Genomic DNA, 23,663 nt, shown 5'->3' with positions numbered 1-23,663 from the left:
ACTTATGAACTAATGAACTATAGCCCCAACTTCACAGAGAACGTAAACTGCTTCTGCACGGGTTGTGCAACACCACCGGTATTGAAAAACTCAGGGTCCTGTCCCTTCAGTTTCTTATCAGAATAGATCAACCAGGGATTGTTCGACACCGCTTGCAAAGCCAGGCTGTTAACGCCTATCCTTCTGATCATTTTGGCTGGCACCTGCCAGGTAAACGAAACGTTCTTCAATCTCACCATATCTCCCCGCGCTATCCGTTCAGTTGAATAGTTGTAATTATTGTACGGTGTGCTACCACCTAATTTTGATTGTTCAAAAGAGCCCAGTATGGAGGGTATGGTAGTGAAATTTTCATCGCCGGGCATTGTCCACCGGTCAAAAAACTCTTTGGGCATTGCGTCCAGGTCAGAATAACTGTTCCTGAATGCGGGGTATAACCTGATCTTATTGCCTGCCTGATAGGTGATGAATACGCTCAGGGTAAAGTCTTTATAGCTAAAGCTGTTCAACCAGCCACCGGTCAGTTTGGGATCAACAGGTCCTTCATAAACCAGGAAGCTGGTATTCTGGTCCTGCAGGTATACCGTGTTAGCGGTTTTACCTGTTTCGTCAATAAACTGCGGAACACCGGTAAAATGCTCCAGCCCTTTATACTGAATAGAGAACAAACTGCGTACCGGGTATCCTTGTTTATTACCGCCTTCGGCTGCTACCAGGTCCCAAATAATGGGTTCGTTCCGGGCGTTGGTAATTTTATTGGTGTTGTAACCGGCTGTAACGTTGGTACGCCATTTCCAGGTCTTGTTATTCACTACTACATAGCCTACCAGCACTTCTACACCCTGCGATTCCATATCGGCATAGTTGGCCGCTTTGTAAGGCTCACCACCTACACCGGAGGTTTTTACCAGGCTAATAAGGTCGAAGCTGTTGCGGTGGTAAACGTCTACACTGAAATTGAGGCGCTTGTTTAACATGGTAGCATCTACACCCAGGTTGGCAGTATACAATTTTTCCCAGGTTAGCTCGCTGTTCTCCAGGTTCACCAATTGTATTACCGACTCTCTTTCTGTTAAATAAGTTCTGTTGGTATTAATGTTCTTTAATACAATGTTCGAGTTGGTGGCAGGGCCCATACTGGCGGTAAGTCCATAGCTGGCGCGCACGGTAAGCGCATCAACCCAACCTACATTTTCCATGAATTTTTCCTGTTCTACGTTCCATGAACCGGCCATACTCCAGGTGGGCAGCCAGCGGGCGCGTCTTGATTTACCCAGCCTGTTCGAACCATCGTAACGAACGGTTCCGGTAAGGTTATATCTTGAATTGTAAGTGTAGGTACCTGATCCGTAAAAGGCCACAAAGCGATCATAGTCTTTCGACATTCCATAATAAGGGAAGTTCAGCTCGATGGTTTGCTTTAAAATACGGTAATCAATAAATGGAACGCCACCGTTCTCATACTGGTATCCATAACCTGTATTGGAGAATTGCTGGCGATCGGCATACTTTACCTGCTGACCAGCCAGCAAGCTGATGCTGTGTATATCGTTGAATGTTTTATTGTAGTTAATGCTGTTCCTGAAATCGTAGCTGATCAGTTGATCTTCTGTGCGATTATAAAAACCACCATAGGGCAACACCACTACCGGTTCTGCATCGGGATTTTCAGGATCGCGGTACAGGAATTTGTTATTCGATTTTATGGTAGAAGTGCCCGCTGCGCGATACGCATTGGCCATATTGGAGGATTCAGTGATCTGGTGCTCGCGGCTCGATTTTACAAAGCGCAAAGCGCCTACAAACTCATATCCCAGTTCGGGGGTGATTTTGTATTTAAGGCTTCCCTGCAACCGAAGGTCGATCACTTTCAGGTCGATATAATTATTATCCAGTTCAGTAAGAATGTTGAACGGAGCGTAGTTTCTACGGAAATATTCCCTGTTACCAGCTTCGTCGAATGCCGTTAAAGTTCGGCTTGAATTGAGGGCGTAACTGAAAGGATTGATATCGAAATCGCGATCATAGCTTCCATCTACGGGGTTGCTGTTACGCGACAAAGCGCCGGGCGCTTTTTGTTGTCGTACCGATCCTACCGTGGTAAAGTCGGCCGACAGCTTTTCGTTGAATTTATAGTTGTTGCGGAAGTTGAGTGTGTAGCGGCTTACTTTATCGGCAACAGTCCAGCCGTTATCGCCATAATAACTGGTAGAAAAATAAGACTGGGAGCGGTCGGTTCCCGAAGAAATACTGAGCGAATGCTCCTGCATAAAATTATTGCGGAACAGCAGGTCGAACCAATCGGTATTGGCCCTTGCATACCGCATTAAAAAATTCTTTTTTGCAGCCGTCGTGTTCTGCAGGGCAAAGCTGCCATCAGGATTTACCTGGTTCAGCAGTTCATACATTTTACCATACACCCCGTTATCTGCCCGGTCGAGAATATTGACATTGAGGCTGCCTTTGCGCTCCAGCTCGGCGAGCACCGACATTTGCTGGGCGGAGTTCATGATATTAAAATCCTGGTAGGTGGGTTTCAGGTAAGAACTGAAGTTACCGATATAGTTTATGTTAGGTTTGCCGGCACGTCCTCTTTTAGTAGTGATCACCACTACTCCATTCATAGCGCGGGCGCCATACAGGGCTGCGGCAGATGCATCCTTCAAAATGTCGAAGCTTTCAATATCGTTGGCATTTAAGCCGGCTACGGCAGAACCCAATAAAGTAGTAGGGTCGCCGCTCGACAACTGGTCGTTTGAAATGTTTACGATATCCTCCAGCACCACGCCATCTACTACCCACAATGGTTTGTTATCGCCGTTGATAGAAGTAGCGCCACGCACCCGCACTTTGGGCGCCGTACCAAAAGTTCCCGATACGTTTTGTACCGATACCCCGGCTGCCCGTCCTTCGAGCATGCGGCTGATATCGGTTTGGCCGTTCAACTTGGCTTCATCCATTTTTACGGTTGCGGCAGAACCGGCAAATTTCGCTTTTTCGATGGTTTGGAAACCGGTTACGATCACTTCAGATAACGCTTTGCCACCTTCCGACAAATGTACTTCCAGAAACTTCTCACCGCGGTAAATTATGGTTTGTGGCGCCTTTCCGGCATAGGTAAACCGGATACTATCGCCCCGGCGGGCGCCAATAGCAAATTCGCCCTGGGTATTGGTAAAGGTACCTCTGCGGGAAACCAGGTTCTGAACAGACACCTGCGGCAATACGCCGCCTTCTTCCGATCCGGAAACCTTACCTCTTACCAAAGTAGTATCCTGGAAAAACTTGTGATTATTTGTGTGGTTGGGAAGTTCGAATGCGTGGGTAGTGACAGGCAAACAACCAGCTACAAACACCAACAATAACAGTCTTTTGCAGGTGGTTTGTACTGCTTTTGCCTCAAAAGCGTTTTGCATAAAACGCATAGCAATTAGTTTTTGATTAACAGAAGATAGGTTAACGCGTACGCATCCTTTCAGGAATGCTCATTTAACCAGCCAGGTCTGTGCATTGGCTAATGCACAGACCCAGCAGGTTACTATTTCGGTTCATACCAATGGAAATAAATACGATTATTCTTTACATCCGGTTTCCCGGAAAGAATGGTTTCTTAAGGGTCTACCAGCTTACAGATTATGCTTACCAGTGAATTCTCAGTCAGGAATATTGTAAAAATCCTTTACTGCTTCATAATTATTCCAGTTAACAGCCGATCTTCCGGTATGTACGCCACCTGGAATGATCACGTAGCGGTATTGCCATGATTTAGCGCCGCTGCTGGTGAAGGTGCTTGCATCTTGTGTAGCATACAGATTGATAGTGCCTACTGTGAAATAAAGATTCAGGTTCTCAACGCCTGTCAGTGCGTAATAAAAATCAGCGATAGGTAAAGGGAAAATAGCGGGGCTTGCTGCAGTTCCGGCATTGAGGTACACTTTAACAGTACCGGAATCCAGAATGGTCTTGGTTATTTTCGGTGCAGTAATTTCTGCGGTCCAGGCTACAGTATCTCCAGCCGTGTTCACTGCAGGATCAAAGTTTACATCCAGCCAGCTTGAGTACATAACATTTGCCGTTCCGGTATCACCTTTGGCTCCATCATCGCCCTTTTTACAGCCGGTATTGGTCGTTGATAAGAAAATTGTAAAAAACGCGATGCAGGTAACAGAGAGGACTGAGAAAACGTGTTTCATAAAATGTAAATTTTGATTATGTAGATGATCTAAGCTTTATACGTACAAAAGCCATTAAAGGCTGGGTATTATTGCAATTTAAGGATTTTTATACTCGATAGATTTAATAGGTAGAGCTCAAAAAGGCGATTATTTACTGCAAAAAGCATTAATTATACGCGGTTTGCGCCTGAAACGGCATCCAGCCTGGTTTCCATCACTAATACCAGCCATAAATTAAACCGGAAAAAGGGAAAATCAGGGATAAAAAAAGCTCCCGGACCATTCGCTTGAAGCGAAGCCGGGAGCTTTCTATTATATATAGTACTTTTTTGACTTTAAACTCAAAAACGAGCGGTAAACCAGTGGCCAGCCCACTGCCAGTAACCATTATACCTGTCTGTTCATCGATCGATGATTGTACCTGATCGATTGCAGATCACCGTTTGTCAATTCCGGGGCCGCTTATTGTATCATTTTAAACGCAACACGTCTGTTCTTTTCACGGGCAGCCGGAATATCTTTTCCATCAGGCGTTGTTTCTTTTTCAAGCGGACAACATTCCCCAAAACCTTTCGGCGACAACTGATTGGGCGAAATACCAGCCCTTATCAGGTACTCAGCACAGGCGTTGGCCCGGCCCTGCGACAGGAACTGGTTCGATTTTACCGATCCCAGACCATCCGTATGCACATCTATTTCCAGCACCACCGTCGGGTTTGCCTTCAGGTAGGCAGCAATCAGGTCAAGATAAGGATATGATTCGGGCGCTATCTCTGTTTTCAACTCGAATACGATCTGGTAAACAACTTCGGTTTTGTTTTTAAACGGATCGGGCTTTTTGGTTAAACACAACTCCTGGGCAAACACGGTATCGCCTTTGGAAGGATAAGCCGTCAACAAACCGTTTTGGTAATCTTCCTGTTGGCCGCTGATCTGTAAGGCCAGCCCGGCATCTGTTTGAATGGTGTATTTGCCACCCGCCTGTGTTTTAATTTCAGCAATTTGATTACCACGCGGGTCTTTAGCTGTTACGATCGCGCCTTCCAATGGTTTTTTGGTTTCGCAATCCAGCACCACACCCGTAAATATCTGATGGTAGTTCTTATGTATGGAGAATAATTCAAGGCAGCACAAAGACGACCGGTCGCTGCTTATCAATGCATCCTCCAGCAGGCCCTTGCCTTTGCCAACAAAATAGATGTCGTCTTTTTCAGAGTTCACCGGGTAACCCAGGTTCAGCGCTACCGTCCACGACCCGGTAAAAGCACCGGTAGAAGCAAACAGATCGAAGCCGCCCATACCGGTCCTTCCATTGGAGGCAAATACCAGCGATTGACTTCCGGCATGATAAAAAGGAGATTCTTCGTTACCGGTTGTATTGATGGCCGGTCCCAAATTGGTTATCTGACCGGGCATACCCTTAGCGTCGAGGGTTGCATACCAAACGTCAAAACCGCCAATACCATCTGAACGGTCGCTGGAGAACAGCAGGTATTTACCGTCGGGGGTAACCTGGGGTTGACGTGAATTGAATGATTCTTCTGTGAGTTTACCGTCAATTAAAACCGGCTCGCTCCATCTGTCGCCATTGCGTTCACTCATATATATCGCAGATAGCTTTTTAGTGTTCTTCACGATCCAGCCGGTAAAAAACATTCTTGAACCATCGGGTGTAAATGCCGGTGTTCCCAACTGAATGCTTCTTGACGTTGCTACGTTTATTTTTTCCACCTTTCCAAATCCCCCATCCTGATAGGAGGCGGTGTACAGGGCATTGTTATAACCTTCTGAACGGGTTGATGTAAATGCCAGGGTGTTGCTGTTAAGCCAACTGGCGGCATAGTTAGCGCCTTCTTTATTGATGTTGTTACTTAACCTTTCAATTTTAATTCCCGTAGGGCCGTTGGTCAATTGTTGTTGAATAAATGTACAATTCTCTATTTCCTGTTGCGCCTGCTTGGTGTATTTGTCGCCTTCCGTATTATGCTGAATGAACCTATCCAGTTCCTCTTTGGCAATGTTATAGTTGCCGTTGGCGCGTAAACAAACCCCATAATAATACCGGGCAAGCGGCCAGGTAGCAGAATCTCTTTTCAACAACAATTTATACCACTGCTCGGCATGTATGTAATCATTCAAATTATAATAGCAATCCCCCATTTGGTACAACAGCTTTCCATCAAGACCACCTAAATCGTTGGGATTGATCAATGCTGCACCTTGCTTTTGTACTACGTATGCATTATAGCCGGAGCGGGTGGGCGTTTTTCCACTTAAATATTTTTCAAAGTAATGAGCGGCAGAATAATAATCGCCCTTGGCATAAAACTGTTCGGCCACCCGTTTAAAGTTGGTCACCTGCGCATTTACCGCGGCGGTGGCCATTCCTAAACCGGCAACTATTATTAAATGCTTAATCATGTATAATCAATTTGCTAATGTGATAATTTGCTAATGTGATAATGAATACAAAGCTCTTCCCTTTATGCCTCGTTGCCTTTTTGCCTCTTACTACAATCTCGGACACACAAATGGCACCGCATCAGGTTTAACTGTTTTGCGGCCAATGAGCGTAAGAGAGATTTCGAAGTTATTGGCATTGCCGCCCACTTTTCCGAGGTCAGATGTATTTACATCGTAACTCACACTGATCATATAATTCTTATAATAAACACCGGCATAAGGGCACAATGCGTCTTTAAACCGGTAGTTAGCTCCCAATAAAAAGTCGGTGGTTTCATTAACGCGCATCTGGGCATAGGCGCCAACCATTTTTTCCTGGCTGTTCCCCTGCCGCATGTACAACACGTTGGGCGTAATGCTTACATCTTCATTCACATTATATTTTATACCAGCATGGGCAGTCAACCGCATGGGCATTTTTTCGTGATCACCGGCCAGGAAGGGGTCCTGCGGTTGCGTTAAATGGTAAGCAGAAAGGCCGCCAAAGAAGTTGTATTTTCTCCCCGGCGTACCATCATAATATACAGCGCCAACACCTGCATCAAATGCAATGGCCGATGTTTTATTCAACACTTCAGTGCCGCCGTTCGTTGGGTCGTAACCGGTGTATGGGTTCCATTGGTCGCCCGTTTGGAACTTGGAAGGATCGAACCGGCGATTGATGACACCGAATGCCATACCCATTGATATTTGATGATAGCCAAAGCGAACACCATTATAGGCCATGGAAGCATACCCGGTCAAATAGCTGTAACCAATGGTACCCGCCCGCAGGTTCATGACGTTCATACCAAGGCTTACATTTTTATTCGTAACTATATCTGCCGAAATACCGGGCGTTGCAAATGGGTTGGTAATACCCCCCCACTGGCTACGGTACATTGCCGTAACCCGGTAGTTACCGTCGATGGCGCCTGTTAAAGCAGGGTTCAGCCATAGCGGATATGCATAGTATTGTGAGAAATGTGGATCTGTTTGAGAATGACCTGTAATGCCTGACAAAAGCGTCAACAGTAACAAGCCGGTTTTTATAAGATATCGCATTACAAACAGTTTTAGGATTATTTACCGGATAAGATTAAATGAGCCTTTTTGAGTTACTTTGGTTCCATCTGACAATGTGCCGGATACCACATATACATATACGCCAATCGGTTGCGGTTTGCCTTTATAGTTTCCATCCCACGAGGCCTGCTTGTCGGAAGTTTCAAATACTTTTTCGCCCCATTGGTTGAATACCATCCAACGAACTGTTGACAGTACATTGCTGTACACTTTGAACACATCGTTCTGCCCGTTGCCATTTGGCGTAAAGGTGTTGGGAACAAAGATCTGATCGGTGAGCGCCTGGCCTGTTACCCGTTGAGATAAATATTCCGGGCAATCAACTCTTGATCCCAGCGCTTTCACCATCAATCCAACGGTATCACGGGGACTTAAACCGGTGATGGTATGAGTAGTGCCCATAGCGCCGGAAGAAGGCATTGTCCAGTTGAAGCCATCGCGTGATACGCGATAACCGGAGGTGTTAGGAATGGCCTGCCAGCTAAACCGGATAACATTTACACCTGCCGAGTCTACGGTTAACACCGGATTGGTAAGTGTTCTGCATATAGTGAATTCAAATGCGCCGATATCGGGAGCTGTTGTGCTTCTTGTTGCATCCCAGATGTCTTTGGTGATGCCAACGTTGGTCCCTCTGTTCTCAAACGGGATCTTGGTAGGTGTTAGGTCACCATTGGGCATATCATGATATACAGGATCAACTGAAATGGAAGCAGAATCTTTGCGGGTAGCCAGCCAGTTGGTTAAAGACAGGTATTCTATACCGCCCATATAACCCACATTATTCCTGGTACCGGAAGCAGCATTCATGTAGTAGTTGTTGTTATTGGCCACCAGTCCGCTATCGTTGGTAGACAGGTATATACAATATTTAGGGGCTGTTCCGCCGCGTCTTACTACAAAGTTGTTGTTCTTTACCTCAATACCTGTGGTCCCGGTTCCGAACAGCGCAAAACCTCGGGTGGTAATTAACGCGGTTGATGCAGTATCATCTAACGAAACCGTATTGTGATAGAATTTTATGTAATTGGAGCTGATGGCATATAACCCCTGTTGAATACCATTACCCCTGAAGTAATACAGCGCATTATTGCTAACCATATGCGGTTTGGCGGCTGTGGTTACCACCCTTTCAAATCGTATACCATCGATCGAAACAACAGAAGTTTTATTTCCTTCCAATAAATTATGGATCCTGTTCCTTGTTATGGAGAGGCCGTAGTTTACTCTGTATATAAAAATACTCTGGAAGGGGTTGATGGTAAATATGGAACGGTTGACATGTTTGATCTCATTGCTGTCTACAACCAAATTCTCGGTTCCGGCTATATAAAGACCAAAGTTACAGTTATCGATCAGGGTATTTTTCCTGATAATATTCCCCACTGAATAAGAAGTTAATCCATCAACATCTGATTTAGATACACAAGTAATGCCAACATATGCGCCATTCACGGTATTTCTTTCGATCAGGTTGCTATCGCAAAAACTGTTCGTGATCTCTAATTTTGGATTTATATTGTCACCATTCATTACAATACCTGCATAGTAAGGGCTGGTAGATATTTTGTTCACATTTACCGTACAGCGTCTTATGGTGTTGTGATCGGCATTGTTCATTAACTGGATACCGAAACCAAACCCTTCCAGGGAGCCCAACACATCCACATTCAGGCTATCAAAGGTTATATAGTCGGTACCATCTAATTTTATTACTGCGCTTTGTGCATCGTTCGTTGGTTCATAGGCAATAGTAGCGCCGTTACCATTAAACGTAACTGTTCTGGTAGCGGAAGTATTTACTGCCGGAATGATCAACTGTTCGTTATAAGGACCATTATTACTTGATACATTGAATACGATAGGGCCATTTACACCGCATTGCAATGCCCGTGCCGCATCGCTGAAAGAGTTGAAGTTGATACCGCCGGTAGGCAATGCAGAGTTGATGGTATAGGTACCGCCGTTGAGTGCAGATGTCACTAACACCCTGATCGGATTAGAATATTGCGTAGTGGCGCCGCAGGTAACAGCAACCCGATAGTATAAAGTGGTAGTAGGCGACCCTTCATAAAGCGGGAATGCGAGCGCGCCGGTAAGATTGGTAAAAGTGCCCGTTGCAGTGGTAGATGTTTGCCAGGTATAGGTTTGTCCCCCGCCTGCAGAGTTACCCGATACTCCCAAAGTTATCTTCGGACCTATACACATAATTGAATCAGGCGCTACAAAGGTAGTACCGGCTGTAACAGGCGTAGAGCATGCTGCTGATGTAAACTCATAGCAACCCGGATCGGGGTTGGTAGTATTGCGGGCTGCGCTGGTAATATCGGTAGTGATACTTGCAAAAAGTGCCATGTTATCTATAGGCTGTGCAGTTGGCCTGAAATCTGACCCGGCCAAATTGGTATATAACGGATTTATATCGGTTGAAAAATGATCCAGGTCGGTATCTGCCCGCCATTGAGCTATTGTAGGTATATCGTTACCTACATAATATCCAAAATCACATATAAAAGAAATCCCTGTTTGTACATAAATATCATTATGGTCACTAGTAAATCGTGGGGGGGCCGCCAATACGTAGATGCCATAATTCCAATTAGTGGATGGCCTCGTAATTGTTACAATATTATTCTTTACGTCGATATCGGTTACATTTTCGAAATAAAACCCATAAGTTTCAGTGCCGGGCAGTATTTGATCATCGAGTGATATTGTATTATGGTAGATATTAAAATAAGAACTCAACCCGTTGCGTGCGGCAATCCCAAACTGCAACTCGTTGTTTTGTATATTATAAATAAGGTTATTGGCAATGGTGCTTTCTCTGCCGGCAACACCCTGGGAATTGAGCAAAATACCAGTCACGTCATTGCCGCCCATAAAATCAGGCACTGCAAGATCATGGATACGGTTGTTGGTTACGGAAAGACTTTGATTTAAACCACCAATATAGATCCCGGATGAGATATATAAATTCGGTCCTCCTGATATATCATTTCCATTTATCTGGGTGCCGCTGTTATAAGAAAACTGCATTCCGTAAAATGCGAAATTTGAAATGGTGTTGTTTAGGATCCTATTCCCGTTTATATATATGGGCGGATTACCGGTAACCGGTATCGATGAGAGGGTTATTCCTACGCTGCCACCCGAAATGGTATTCCCCTGGATCAGGTTATCATCACAATTACTATATCCCGGCAACACTGAATTTTCATTATTCCCATTGATCACAATGCCTTCATTGGCTTCGAAATCGAACATGTTATAACCATTATTGATCTGGCAGTTCCTGATCGTATTATTGTCTGCATCATTTAATAAATGGAAACCATAACCATATTCACCGAAATTAACACCCTGCGGCACAACCACGAGATTATCAAAAGTTACATAATCGGCACTGTTCAGTTTTATACCAGCACGTTGGGTGCTGTTGGTAGACATGAACGTAAGGGTTACGCCATTACAGTTAAATAAAATAGTATTGGTAGCTGAAGCACCTGTAATGTTATTAATTATCACCTGCTCGTTGTAAGGGCCGCTGCCTGATTGCACATTGAATATAACCGCGCCATTAACGCCACCCGACAAAGAAGCAACGGCGTCTGTAAATGAATTGAAATTAGAACCGCCGGTAGCTACGGCAGAGTTGATGGTAAATGTACCGGACACCTGTGCATGGGCTTTAAGAAAGAAAGAAAAACCTAAACATAGGGTAAAGAGAAAATGTTTATTAAATACGTGCCCGCGTAAAATTTTTCGCATAGCCGATGATTGGATTTTAAATTTCTATAGGATAATAGATCTTCTTTTTCTGATTATGTTTAAAAACTTAAAAACCAATTATCAGTACTTGTATTGATCATTGGTTAATGGTACCCATTTAACAGCATAACCCATGTAAGAATGGATCATTCATACAAGGGCTCTACAGGGTTCATGGGTGCAAATGGCACGTTTAAATACTTAATGCTTTCCCGGAAATATAGTAATAGCACTATCAATTCTTTAGTACTTATTCGATACCTGGTTAAAATCACCGATAACGTTTCGGGAAAAGGCATTTGGTATCTTTACGTCTTACAACTTCTAAGAACGCTTTTTAGGCACCTGCAATTGTGTGCACCCCTATCTGTTAATGAAAAAATAATTCACATTTCCTAAATCGAACTGCGTGAAAGTAAATATCTTATGAGGTTTAAAATGGAAGGAAAATTTGTAAAACCCACCTCTAATATGTTTCAAATAATAAGTGTTAAGTATTAAATAGTAGGTCCTATGTTCTTGAATCTGTCTTGTACAACCTAATAATTTATTAACTAATTCCTGGCCCCGAAAAGCTGGCTCCAGTAATTACCATCGCGGCCCACGCCCATTTCTTTTACATTGCTGCTCATGATGTTCTTACAGTGGCCTTCGCTTTTCAGCCAGTCAGTCATGACCGCTTGCTCGGAAGTATATTCTTTGGCAATGTTCTCACCATAAGCTATCCAGTTGTAACCAACGCGGGTTAAACGGGTGCCGGGAGATGAACCGTCGAGACCGGTATGGCTGAAGTAATTATTCTTATTCATATCCGCACTATGCAGCAGGGCGGCTTTTTCAAGCAGGTTATTCCAGGTTACGGGTGCAACAGCCGGCATGGCGGTTGAACCACAGGTGCAACCTGTTTTGCGTACATTATTTACCAGTGCTAACAGGGTTGATTCGTTCACTGAACTGTCAGTAGCAGTAGTATCACCATTGCCACCAGGTTTCGGCTGTTCGGTAACGGTATCTTCTTTTCGACAGGAATATAATACCACACCTAATAATAATGCGTACAGGGAGAATCTCATCGTTTTCATAGTAAAGATTTCAATTCCCCTTAAACAACAACCGTTCCACTCTTACAGATAGCCGGCCATTTCCTGCTGGTATTCTTTAGCTATTAGCATTGCTTTAACAGCAAAATCTTCCTGGTCTGATGCATAAATAACGGCCCGGCTGGCGTTTACCAACAAACCCACCTCTTTATTCATGGCTTTTTCTGAAATATCTTTTAAACTGCCGCCCTGCGCCCCTACCCCGGGAACCAGGTAGAAATGATTTGGCGTAATGGCGCGAATATTGGTAAATTCTGAAGCCTGCGTTGCTCCCACCACAAACATCAATTGATCGGCTGTGCCCCATTGCGCAGCCGTACGCAATACTTTTTCATACAACAACTCATCCCCTGCCTTTTGCAACTCAAAATCACGGGCGCCTGTATTGGAAGTTAATCCCAATACGATCGTCCATTTGTCTTTATATTCCAGGAAAGGCAACACACTGTCGGCGCCCATATAGGGGGCTACCGTAATAGCGTCGAACTGCAGGGTTTCGAAAAACGCTTTGGCGTATTGTGAAGAAGTATTACCAATATCGCCCCGTTTGGCATCGGCAATTTTAAAATGGGTGGCTGGAATATACGCTGCTGTTTTTTCCATGGCTTCCCAGCCCGGTATGCCCAATGCTTCATAAAAAGCAGTATTGATCTTGTAACCTACACAATAATCTTTGGTAGCATCAATGATCTGCTTGTTGAATTCAAAAACCGGATCGGTTTTAGACAGTAAATGCTTGGGGATCCTGGTAAGGTCCGTATCAAGTCCTACGATGAGGTATGATTGCCTGGTGCGTATTTGTTCAACGAGTTGCTGCCGTGTCATGCGTGTTGGAGTTGTAAAATTTGCCGCAAGATATTAGTGAATTGCCATACTTCCTCAAAAGTATTGTATAAAGGTACCGGCGCCAGCCTGATCACATTGGGTTCACGCCAATCGACGATTATGCCGGCCCGGGCCAGCTCTTCAAACACCTGTTTACCCTGTTGTAACATCAACATAGATACCTGGCATCCCCTTTCGGCTTCTTCGCGGGGAGTAATAAATTCGATCACCGGTTCCAATTGCTGGCTGTTCAGCTCATCGAGCAGGAACCAGAGCCAACTGTTCAATAATTTCCGCTTCTTCTGTAATCTGTCAATCCCTGCTTCCATGAACAGGTCCAGCGCCGCTTTATGTGCGGCATACAACAATGGTGAAGGCGTACTTAGCTGCCAGCCTTCTGCCGACCGGGTTGGATTAAATCCTTTCTGCATCAAAAAACGGGTGGCTTTATCGTACCCCCACCAACCGGCAAAACGAGGCAATGTTGCATCGTTGTGGTAACGTTCATGAATATAGGCGCCACCAATACCACCAGGGCCCGAATTCATGTATTTGTAACTGCACCATGCCGCAAAATCAACGTTCCAATCGTGCAATTGCAAAGGAATATTACCGGCAGCATGCGCAAGATCGAATCCTACTTTGGCTCCTACCGCTTGTGCTGCTTTGGTAATGGCCGCCATATCGAACAACTGACCGGTATAATAATTCAATCCACCCCACAACACCAGGGCCAGCTCGTCTTTGTGTTGTTGTATTGCCTGCAGAATGTCTTCGTGACGAATGGTGTGCTCACCTTTACGCGGTGCTACCTCTATGATCACTTCATTGGGATCGAAACCGCAATATTTCACGTGCGTTTCCAGCATGTACTGGTCGCTGGGAAATGCCTTGGCCTCACAAATAATCTTGTTGCGTTTTTGATGGGGTTGATAAAAAGACACCAGCAGCAGATGCAGGTTCACCGTTAGTTGGTTCATCACCACTACTTCATGTGGCAATGCGCCTACTATTTGTGAAAGCGGCTGAATGAGCTGATCGTGGTATTGTAACCAGGGCTGTTCGCCCATGAAAAAACCTTCCACGCCGTAGTTGGCCCATTTGTTCAATACCTGTTGCAGGTAGGCTGAAGTTCGTACCGGTTGCAAGCCCAGGGAGTTACCCAAAAAATAAATTTGTTGCCGGCCGTCTATTACAGGCATTATAAACTGGTGCCTGAACGAATGCAGTTCGTCTTCCTGATCGAGCTGGCAGGCAAATGAATGTGAGTTTTCAAATATCATGTAGTTTTTGTTATCGTGAAATAACTGTAAGCAATAAGCTGTAAGCAGAAAGCAAGTACAGAATACAGCTTTTTTCTCTTTGCCTCTTTCCCTCGTTGCCTTAATACAGCTGCAAGCTACAAGCTGCAAGCAAGCCATTTCCTCGTTGTCTTTATGCCTTTATGCCTTTTTGCCTTTAAGCCTTTTTACCTTTTTCTTCCCTTTCTCATTTCTATAAAGCCCCCGTTTTCCCGCCATCGACCGCAATGCTTACTCCGTTTACGTACGAGGCGGCAGGTGATGCCAGGAATGCTGCGACTGCCGCCAGCTCTGCGGCTTCGCCAAATCGTTTCATGGGAATCTCCTGTTTCATTTCCTGTTCAATAACTTCGGTTGATACGCCGCGTTTCTGCGCGTTGTTCTGGATCAAACTTTCCAATCGCTGGGTTTTGGTAAGGCCGGGTAAAATATTGTTGACCGTTATATTGAATTGCCCTACTTCATTAGCCAGGATCTTCGACCACATAGCTACCGCACCCCGCACGGTACCCGATACCGCCAGGTTGGTGATGGGGATGCGAATAGAGGTAGAAATAACATTGATGATGCGCCCGTAACCTGCTTCCTTCATGGACGGAATAACGGCCTGGGCCAGAAGCTGATTAACGATCAGGTGTTGATTGAAGGCAGTTAAAAATGCTTCTTCTGTTGCATCCAGCACAGAGCCCGGCGGCGGCCCACCCGTGTTATTGATCAAAATATGCACGGGGTTTTGTTGTATGTGTTGGGCAATTACCTGCTTTACCTGTTCAGGCTTACTAAAGTTGGCCACCAGGTAGCTGTGCTGCTGCCGTAGTGCGATATCCAGTTTTTTGATAGCTGCCTGCAATGCTGCTGAGTTCCTGGCCAGTAAGGTACAGTTAGCACCCATTAACGCCAATTCTTCGGCAATGGCCAATCCAATACCCTGGGTGCTTCCGCAGATCACGGCGTTTCTTCCTTCGAGAGACAAGTTCATATCGGTAAGTTTCTTTGTTCTTTCCTACTTCTACATTCAACATTCAGCATTCAATATTCAACATTCAATATTCTGCATTCCCCTTCTTCATTCTTAATTCCTCATTCCTCATTTCTCATTTCAACAGATCCGGGTAATCAGTAATGATCCCATCAACACCCAAAGCCTTCAATTTATCTATTCCCGCTTTATCATTTACCGTCCAGGGAATCACCTTTATCAGCCGCTCATGGCATTTTTCTACCAGTTCTTTGGTGACCAGGCTGTATGCCGGACTATAGATCGTAGGCATAAAACCCAGTGCTTTCAGGTGTTCTTCCAATGGTCGTTTATCATAATCTTCAATTAAGGCAGCCGTTTTTATTATGGGATACTTTTTATGTAACGCCTGCAGCGTACGAAAATCGAACGACTGAATAATAACCCGGTTGCTGATCCTGGCCCCATTGACCACCTTCATGAGGGTATTCACAAACTCTTCCGGCGCAGGGTGATAATTGTTATCGGTAGCCGGTTGGCATTTGGTTTCTATATTATAAAAAACAGAACGGCCACCATTTAATTTGTGATAGGCTTCCACATTATCGATCACTTCGCGCAGCAATGGCTTGGTAGCTTTTAGCCGCCGCTGGTTAGGAAAACGCGGATGCGGCTTCAATCCCACATCATAAGCTTGCGTTTGCGCATAGGTCATGTGGTAAATATTCAGCTTGCGCTCATCCTGTTCAGTTATATATTTTCCATCGGGACCGGTAGTGATCTCATGGTTAAAAAAGGGTTCATGAGATAAGATCACCTGTTTGTCTTTGGTGATCACCGCATCCATTTCAAGTGTGGTAACGCCCAGTTCCAGCGCCTTCATCATGGCCGGAATGGTATTTTCGGGCATTAGTCCCCGGCAGCCGCGATGGCCTTCTATATCAAATGCTGGCAACAATGGATCTGAAACTTTTTTTGATGCATGACACGCGAAAATTAATGCAACGAGTAATAGCAGTTCTGTTACTTCCCTAAATTTAATCATATAAGATTTTTACAGAATTGATCCAGGGATATTGGAGAAACAGTTCTAATGTTGATGCTTTGCTCTGGTGTAAATAACCTTTTGTTGCTTTAACAATCATTAGTTGCCAGTTACCAGTTGCCGGATACCGGTAACCGGGATCTGGCAACTGGTAACTACTCAATCACTTCCGCAACTTTGGCGGCATTCATATCGGCATTGCGCATGGCAATACTACGGGTGGCATTGGCGGAAAATTCTTCAAATGCTTTACGCGAGATCATATCATCACTCATCATAATAGGAACTCCCATATCACCGCCTTCGCGGATGCTTTGCACTAAAGGAATTTGTCCGAGGAATGGAAGATCGTATTCTTCGGCCAGGCGTTTGCCGCCTTCCTTGCCAAAGATATAATACTTATTATCAGGCAATTCGGCAGGAGTGAAATAACTCATGTTTTCAACAAGACCTATGATCGGTACTTTAATCTGTGCCTGACTAAACATACCGATGGCTTTTTTAGCATCGGCCAGGGCCACGTCTTGCGGTGTTGTAACAATGACGGCGCCTGTCACAGGAACAGTTTGCACCAGGGTTAAATGAATATCGCCGGTTCCGGGGGGCATATCGATCACCAGGTAATCCAGTTCATCCCACAACACATCGGTTACAAACTGGCGAATAGCGCTGCTGGCCATAGGACCGCGCCAGATCACCGCATTTTTTTCATCAACCAGTAACCCGATGCTCATCAGTTTTATTCCGAACCGTTCCAGCGGAACGATCATACCTTTCTCCCCACTGCCCATACTTTTCATCATGGGCCTTTCACCACGTACGCCAAACATAATAGGAACACTGGGACCATAAATATCTGCATCCATCAACCCTACTTTTGCACCACCCTGGGCCAAAGCGAGTGCCAGATTGGCGGACACCGTACTCTTTCCCACCCCACCTTTACCGCTTATTACAGCAATAATATTTTTTACTTTCGGCAAAACAGCCCCGGTGTCTTTACGATTGGTACTCGTATTAGCAGTGAAATTGACAGTTACAACAGCCTCTTTATTAACCAGTAATTTCACTGCATTCTCACAAGCCCTTCCTATCATATCTTTCATTGGACAAGCGGGTGTAGTAAGTACCACGGTGAAAGACACCGTATTACCGCTAATCACAATATCTTTTACCATATTCAACGTAACTATATCCTTACCCAAATCAGGTTCCTGAACATTCCTCAATGCATCTAAGACTTTCTCAGGGGTCATTCATCTAAGAGTTTTGTTAAAAAGAATTATTTGCCCACAAAATTAACCATTGACAGGAGTATTTTGTTGAAGTATTTTAGGCAATATGTATATATTTGACGGGCATGAAAAGACGTTTACTTTTTCTGGTTTTTCTGGCGATTGCCATCCCCTTTGCCGCTAATGCTCAATTTGAGAAACTGAAAGATTCCGTAATTGAGTTTTATGGTATTGTGATGACCGCCGACAGTTTGAAAGCCATTCCCTCCGTTACTATCATGATCAAAGGCCAGAACCGGGGTACCATGACGAATGAACAGGGGGTTTTCAGCATAGTAGTGATGAAAGGCGATGTAGTTGAGTTTACGTCTATCGGCTACAAACCCAAACTGGCCACCATTCCCCGCGACCTGGAAGGCAACCATTATAGTTTACTGCAATTGTTGGTTACAGACACAGTTTACCTGCCCGCGACCATCATCAGGCCCCGCCCCACCAAAGAACAGTTTGAGCGCGATTTTGTGAATACATCCATTCCCGACGATGATATAGAAATAGCCCGTAAGAATACCGATGAATCGAAACGCCGCGTACTGGCCCGCACTTTACCCCGTGACGGTACAGAAAACTCCAATATAATGTTGCGGAATAATGCACAACGGTATTATTACAACGGGCAGGCGCCACCACAAAACATCTTCAACCCCGCAGCCTGGGCAGAATTTATTAAAGCCTGGAAAAGAGGCGACTTTAAGAATCAGAATTAGATAATGTGCTAATGGCTGGTTCAGCCAGACTATTGTAATGGCAAACCTCACGTATAGCCAGCAGGTACGTATTAGCATTAGCATTAACCCTATAGCTACAACTTGGGCCCACGAGTAGACAAACATTTGTTAGTTTTCATTTTAGTATATTATCTTAGCACCGCTTTTATTAGGCCGGAACATGACGCATTCGCTAAATTTCGAAGAACCTGAATTTAGCGAACTATCATTATCACATTATCGAATTATCACATTATGAATATCTCTGTTATTGGCGCTGGTACCATGGGCAATGGCATTGCGCATGTGTTTGCTCAGAATGGATTTACCGTAAACCTTATTGACGTGAATGCCGGTCAATTGGAAAAAGCCATTCAAACCATTCAAAAAAACTTCGACCGCCAGATTGCCAAAGGCAGTGCCACAGAGGAACAGAAAAAAAACGCGCTCGACCATCTTACCACGTTCACCGATATGGCCCAGGGTGTTAAAGATGCCGAATTGATAGTAGAAGCGGCTACAGAGAACATCGATCTAAAGCTTAATATCTTCAAACAACTCGATAGCCTGGCACCTGCTCATGCGGTGCTGGCAACCAATACTTCTTCTATTTCCATCACCCGTATCGCCGCCGTTACCAAACGCGCCAGCCAGGTGATCGGCATGCATTTCATGAACCCGGTACCAGTTATGAAATTGGTGGAGATCATTAACGGATATGCCACTTCGCAAACCGTTACCGATACCATTGTTGCGTTGAGCAAACAACTGGGCAAAGTGCCTTGTGTGGTGAATGATTATCCTGGTTTTATTGCCAACCGCATTTTAATGCCGATGATCAATGAAGCGGTGTACAGCCTGTACGAAGGCATTGCCGGAGTGAATGAAATTGATACCATCATGAAGCTGGGTATGGCGCACCCCATGGGCCCATTGCAGTTAGCCGATTTTATTGGGCTTGATACCTGTCATGCTATTTTAAATGTACTGTTCGAAGGTTTCGGTAATCCCAAATATGCGCCTTGTCCCCTGCTCACGAACATGGTTACTGCCGGTTATCTGGGAGTAAAAACAGGAGAAGGATTTTATAAGTACTCAAAAGACAGTAAAGATTTGATTGTGAGTGAGAGATTCAGGTAGTTACCAGTTATCAGTTACCGGGTACCAGTTACCAGGACTTGAATTTCGATCATTCTTCAAATAGTCGAGATCTCCGAACTTTTTGCCCGGTGACCGGGAACCGGCAACAACATTACTCACCATCCAAACTCCTTCTGCCATTTTTCCGGCAGCGGCAAGTTGGGTATGGTATACGCCGGTACCTTCTCGCCATCGCAATAAATAAAATGTTCAAGATGCCACCTGGCCGTATCCTTTTCATTCCATTGGTTCGAATTGTACTCTTCCTGAATTTGCAATTTCCCATCCTGCCAGCTATACTTTCCATATATGCCTTTGCAATGCTGGCCCAGGTAAATTGACTTTTCATCTACGGAAAGTCCAAAATCAAAAAACGCTCTTATCTCGGGTAAATGCTGCAGATTGTCTAATTCGCTATTGTATAGATAAATATCCCTGCAGCCGGGCGCAGAACAATCACAGGTACCTGCAGAATAATTCCATATTATTGACACATCTTTAAAGCCATCGAAATTTACATCACTGAATTGAACGGCACTGTCCTTTATTATCCCAAACCCATTCATTACTTGTCGCAGCTTCCAGGTATCGTCTTTAAGGAAAAAGAAAAACAGGTTTTTATTTTCAAAACCTACTACAGCGTGTTGCTTCTGATCTGAACAAATATTGCCCTTGTAGAATTGTATACGGGTGGTATCGCCGTCAAACACGGCCAATGTGTAAAACCGGTCTTCATTTTTATTACTCTCCAACTTTCTGATACAATAGTCCCTGAAAAAAGACATCTGTTCGGCGCTATCCATAGCCTTATCTACCAGCACCTCATAAGGAACGGTATGCACCGATAAGGTGTCTTTAGATTTATTCTTACCCCATGGACTGTTTCCCGATTTACAGGCTGTGAGTAAGGTTACGAGCAGGATTATTGATGTAATAAGCCATTTCATACGCTATCAGACCTCAATTAGAGAACGATACTACAAACTTTTCTTCATTATTTCTACATCTCTCATCTCTTTAAACTTATACAGCGCCTCATCGAGCCTTCCTTTAGGAATACCAATGAGGATGCGGCAGAATAAGTTCAATTCCTTTTCCAGCACCTGACAGTTCAATTGTTTTACCTGCATCATCACTTCGTTCATTTGCGTATAATCGAACTGGAGGGTATAGGCTACTTCAATCGGTTTTTGAATGATCGGGGTAATCTGCAGCGCCAGTGACGCGGCCGATTTGTAGGCATTGATCAGTCCGGGTACGCCCAGCAAGGTGCCGCCAAAATAGCGAACTACCACTACCAAAACGTTCGTAAGCCGTTTACTATCAATCTGTCCCAAAATTGGTTTGCCTGCAGTGCCGGAAGGTTCGCCATCATCGCTAACGCGGTAGGTATTATTATCAAGCCCAATACGATACGCAAAACAATGATGTGTAGCCTTCGGATGTTCTTTCTTAATGGCTTCCAGGTTCTTTTTAAAATCGTCAATCGATTGAACCGGGAAGGTATAGGCAATAAATTTACTGCCACGGTCTTTATATTCTGCGGTTGTGGTTCTATCGATCGTATAAAAAAATTCGGGGTCAGTCATAATTAATAAATTGTTTCATGGTTTGATTGTTCGATGGTTAATGCCCGGAAATCGGGATTCCCGATTTTGTTCGGACTGTCCTTCATAAAAACCAACCATCAGGCCATAAATCAATCAGGCAATCTAATTACCCATAGGCTATTAAAGCAATCGCTCCCAGTGATAATGCAATACCCAACCAGTTGGTAGCCGACAATTTTTCTTTAAAAACTAACCAGGCTACCATTGCCGTAAATAATACAATTCCCATATTGTTGATGGGAATAATGGCCGAACTGTTACCTGCGTATCCTTTTAATGCACCCAGCAAACACCAGATGGAAAAATAATTCGGCACGCCAATGCCTATGCCGGCCAACACCGCTTTACCGGAAAATTTTTGCCGGCCGGTGATGAACAGGAATAATAAGATGATCAGCCCTACAGTAGCCGCCACGCAAAAAGCCGTGATCAGGTAGGCATCCTGGTTACCAGGATTTATAAAAGCCTGTTCAACATATTTGATCATGGTATCGAGCAAGCCACTGCCTATGAACAACAGCAAAGGCATTGCCCACAATAACCTCGAAACCTTTTTACCTTTTTGCTCGTTGCTGCCCGGCCTTGTGGTGAACCATACTGCCACCAATGCCAGGGCAACACCGGCAATCTTCAAAGCCGTGGCATCTTCATTATACAGGTAAATAGAAAACACAAACGGTATAACCAGTGATAACTTGTAAGCAACCGTTGCTACGGCCACCCCGATCTTTTGCACGGTATAAGCGGCCAGGTTAAACAACGCAATAAAACAGGCGCCCATTACCAATGCCCAGCCAAACCAGGGCTGCTTCAACAACGAACTATTTATAGGGAAACTGCCGTTCACTATACTGCCGGTGATCACACAAACGGTGTAATTGTATACAATGGCCTGCAGGTTATTGATACCAAACCGCTCAATGATCTTAAACGAAATGGAAAGCCAGGCAGTGAGTATAATACTGGCGATCAGGAATAATAAACTGCTCAATGTACCAGGGTTTGCGGGTTCACAAAATAATGGAGGGTATCTGAAAACAATGTTTCCTGTTGTTGCAACTGGCCGGTAAGCATACGCGGAGCGGGCAAACCATGCCCTACCACCTGTTCATTATTGGTGATCACGCGCATTTCATCCCACAACCCTTCATCAATAAACGATTGCAGCAGTTGCGCGCCACCTTCTACCAACACACTTTGAATTTTTAACTGATACAAAGCATTCAGAATTTGATGAACAGGATTTACATCATGTGTAACCTGGTAATACAACAGGTTTTCCTGCTCCTCATGTTTCAGGCTGTTAAATACAATGGTTCGAACCTTTTTATTAAACAACTGAAGCGAGGAGGGTAACCGCAGGTTCATATCCACTACCAGCCGCACCGGACCAGGACCATTCCACAAGCGGTTTGTTAACGCCGGATCATCGAAAAGCGCCGTATTGGTGCCCACCAAAATAGCCGCTTCTTCACTACGCCATTTATGCACCAGCCGGTTGGTAAATTCATTGCTGATCAGCAGGCGTTCGCCACCAGGATCACCAGCCATTTTCCCATTGGCCGTTTGCGCCCATTTTAAGATAATATACGGGCGATGGTGTTTATGAAAAGTAATAAAACGTTTGTTCAGGGATCTGCACTCCTGCTGCAGCACGCCTATGGTAACCTGTACACCGGCAGTTTGCAATTTTTCTACGCCCTTGCCATCTACCTGTTTAAAAGGGTCGCGGCAACCGATTACCACCTGCGGGACCTTTTTTTCAATGATGAGATCGGCGCAGGGGGGCGTTTTGCCAAAATGAGCGCAGGGCTCCAGCGACACATACATAACAGATTGGGAGATCAAATGCCGGTCAGCTTCTGATACCGAATTAAGGCAATGCACTTCGGCATGCGGACCGCCATAGGCCTGGTGATACCCCTCCCCTATGATGCGGTTTTCATGCACCAGCACCGCGCCTACCATAGGGTTGGGCGCCACGTAACCGGCCCCGGCCGTTGCGAGCTGGATACAGCGTTGCATGTATGTTTCGTGAATAGTCAATGGACAATATGCAATTGGCAATGGGCAAAGAAGGCATATTGCACATTTAATTTGTCAATTGCTTATTGTCTATTGCCAATTGGTTAATAAAGCCGCAAATATAGTCGATTTGCGCGGGATGGCGAGCCGCCATTACATGGTAGTACGGCCTTTGTGTACCAG

General features: G+C 44.8%; 17 protein-coding genes. 2 read left to right on the top strand and 15 right to left on the bottom strand.

What is annotated here, in order from left to right:
• Positions 1 to 17: 17 nt before the first annotated feature.
• From FAM09_RS08455 to FAM09_RS08405, 11 genes are all read right to left on the bottom strand, one after another.
• A complete protein-coding gene (locus FAM09_RS08455) occupies positions 18 to 3,425 on the bottom strand; it encodes a SusC/RagA family TonB-linked outer membrane protein (protein WP_136576671.1) in 3,408 nt (1,135 codons plus the stop codon).
• 228 nt (positions 3,426 to 3,653) lie between these two features.
• Positions 3,654 to 4,193 carry a hypothetical protein gene (locus tag FAM09_RS08450; protein WP_136576670.1) on the bottom strand — a complete coding sequence of 180 codons (540 nt, stop codon included), beginning with the start codon at positions 4,191 to 4,193 and terminating at the stop codon, positions 3,654 to 3,656.
• A 444-nt stretch (positions 4,194 to 4,637) separates the two neighbouring features.
• Complete coding sequence (locus FAM09_RS08445) at positions 4,638 to 6,596, bottom strand: OmpA family protein (protein ID WP_136576669.1); 1,959 nt, start codon at positions 6,594 to 6,596, stop codon at positions 4,638 to 4,640.
• A gap of 90 nt (positions 6,597 to 6,686) precedes the next feature.
• Positions 6,687 to 7,682 (bottom strand): PorP/SprF family type IX secretion system membrane protein, encoded by a 996-nt coding sequence (locus tag FAM09_RS08440; RefSeq protein WP_136576668.1) that lies wholly within the window; start codon positions 7,680 to 7,682, stop codon positions 6,687 to 6,689.
• A 21-nt stretch (positions 7,683 to 7,703) separates the two neighbouring features.
• Complete coding sequence (locus FAM09_RS08435; protein ID WP_136576667.1) at positions 7,704 to 11,474, bottom strand: T9SS type B sorting domain-containing protein; 3,771 nt, start codon at positions 11,472 to 11,474, stop codon at positions 7,704 to 7,706.
• Positions 11,475 to 12,028: 554 nt separating this feature from the next.
• Positions 12,029 to 12,556, bottom strand: a complete 528-nt coding sequence (locus tag FAM09_RS08430; RefSeq protein WP_136576666.1) for a CAP domain-containing protein — start codon at positions 12,554 to 12,556, stop codon at positions 12,029 to 12,031.
• A gap of 42 nt (positions 12,557 to 12,598) precedes the next feature.
• Positions 12,599 to 13,399: an orotidine-5'-phosphate decarboxylase gene (gene pyrF, locus FAM09_RS08425; protein WP_136576665.1), complete on the bottom strand. Its 801-nt coding sequence runs from the start codon at positions 13,397 to 13,399 to the stop codon at positions 12,599 to 12,601.
• The gene (gene kynU / locus FAM09_RS08420; protein ID WP_136576664.1) at positions 13,396 to 14,682 is read right to left on the bottom strand and encodes a kynureninase; all 1,287 of its coding nucleotides are present in this window, start codon (positions 14,680 to 14,682) and stop codon (positions 13,396 to 13,398) included. The genes pyrF and kynU overlap by 4 nt, the downstream gene beginning before the upstream one ends.
• A gap of 211 nt (positions 14,683 to 14,893) precedes the next feature.
• A complete protein-coding gene (locus tag FAM09_RS08415; protein WP_136576663.1) occupies positions 14,894 to 15,679 on the bottom strand; it encodes an SDR family oxidoreductase in 786 nt (261 codons plus the stop codon).
• 115 nt (positions 15,680 to 15,794) lie between these two features.
• A complete protein-coding gene (locus tag FAM09_RS08410) occupies positions 15,795 to 16,703 on the bottom strand; it encodes a glycerophosphodiester phosphodiesterase (RefSeq protein ID WP_136576662.1) in 909 nt (302 codons plus the stop codon).
• Positions 16,704 to 16,858: 155 nt separating this feature from the next.
• Complete coding sequence (locus FAM09_RS08405) at positions 16,859 to 17,959, bottom strand: Mrp/NBP35 family ATP-binding protein (protein ID WP_136576661.1); 1,101 nt, start codon at positions 17,957 to 17,959, stop codon at positions 16,859 to 16,861.
• 104 nt (positions 17,960 to 18,063) lie between these two features.
• On the opposite strand from FAM09_RS08405, the gene FAM09_RS08400 reads away from it, so the two are divergent.
• On the top strand, positions 18,064 to 18,705 hold the full coding sequence (locus FAM09_RS08400) for a carboxypeptidase-like regulatory domain-containing protein (protein ID WP_166437068.1): 642 nt from the start codon (positions 18,064 to 18,066) through the stop codon (positions 18,703 to 18,705).
• 255 nt (positions 18,706 to 18,960) lie between these two features.
• Positions 18,961 to 19,845, top strand: a complete 885-nt coding sequence (locus FAM09_RS08395; RefSeq protein WP_208025513.1) for a 3-hydroxyacyl-CoA dehydrogenase family protein — start codon at positions 18,961 to 18,963, stop codon at positions 19,843 to 19,845.
• 116 nt (positions 19,846 to 19,961) lie between these two features.
• Here FAM09_RS08395 and FAM09_RS08390 read toward each other — a convergent pair whose 3' ends face one another.
• The 4 genes from FAM09_RS08390 to ribD form a co-directional block, all read right to left on the bottom strand.
• Positions 19,962 to 20,792 (bottom strand): XAC2610-related protein, encoded by an 831-nt coding sequence (locus tag FAM09_RS08390; protein WP_136576659.1) that lies wholly within the window; start codon positions 20,790 to 20,792, stop codon positions 19,962 to 19,964.
• 30 nt (positions 20,793 to 20,822) lie between these two features.
• Positions 20,823 to 21,434, bottom strand: coding sequence for an IMPACT family protein (locus FAM09_RS08385; protein WP_136576658.1), 612 nt, complete (start codon positions 21,432 to 21,434; stop codon positions 20,823 to 20,825).
• A gap of 127 nt (positions 21,435 to 21,561) precedes the next feature.
• Entirely contained in the window at positions 21,562 to 22,446 is an 885-nt protein-coding gene (locus FAM09_RS08380; protein WP_136576657.1) for a DMT family transporter, read from the bottom strand.
• Positions 22,443 to 23,501 carry a bifunctional diaminohydroxyphosphoribosylaminopyrimidine deaminase/5-amino-6-(5-phosphoribosylamino)uracil reductase RibD gene (gene ribD / locus FAM09_RS08375; RefSeq protein ID WP_166437067.1) on the bottom strand — a complete coding sequence of 353 codons (1,059 nt, stop codon included), beginning with the start codon at positions 23,499 to 23,501 and terminating at the stop codon, positions 22,443 to 22,445. The genes FAM09_RS08380 and ribD overlap by 4 nt, the downstream gene beginning before the upstream one ends.
• Positions 23,502 to 23,663: the final 162 nt, after the last annotated feature.

It is taken from the genome of Niastella caeni, assembly GCF_004834005.1.
Lineage (GTDB): Bacteria > Bacteroidota > Bacteroidia > Chitinophagales > Chitinophagaceae > Niastella > Niastella caeni.
Note: the sequence above shows the minus strand (reverse complement) of the source record. Positions and strands in the feature narration are given on the sequence as shown.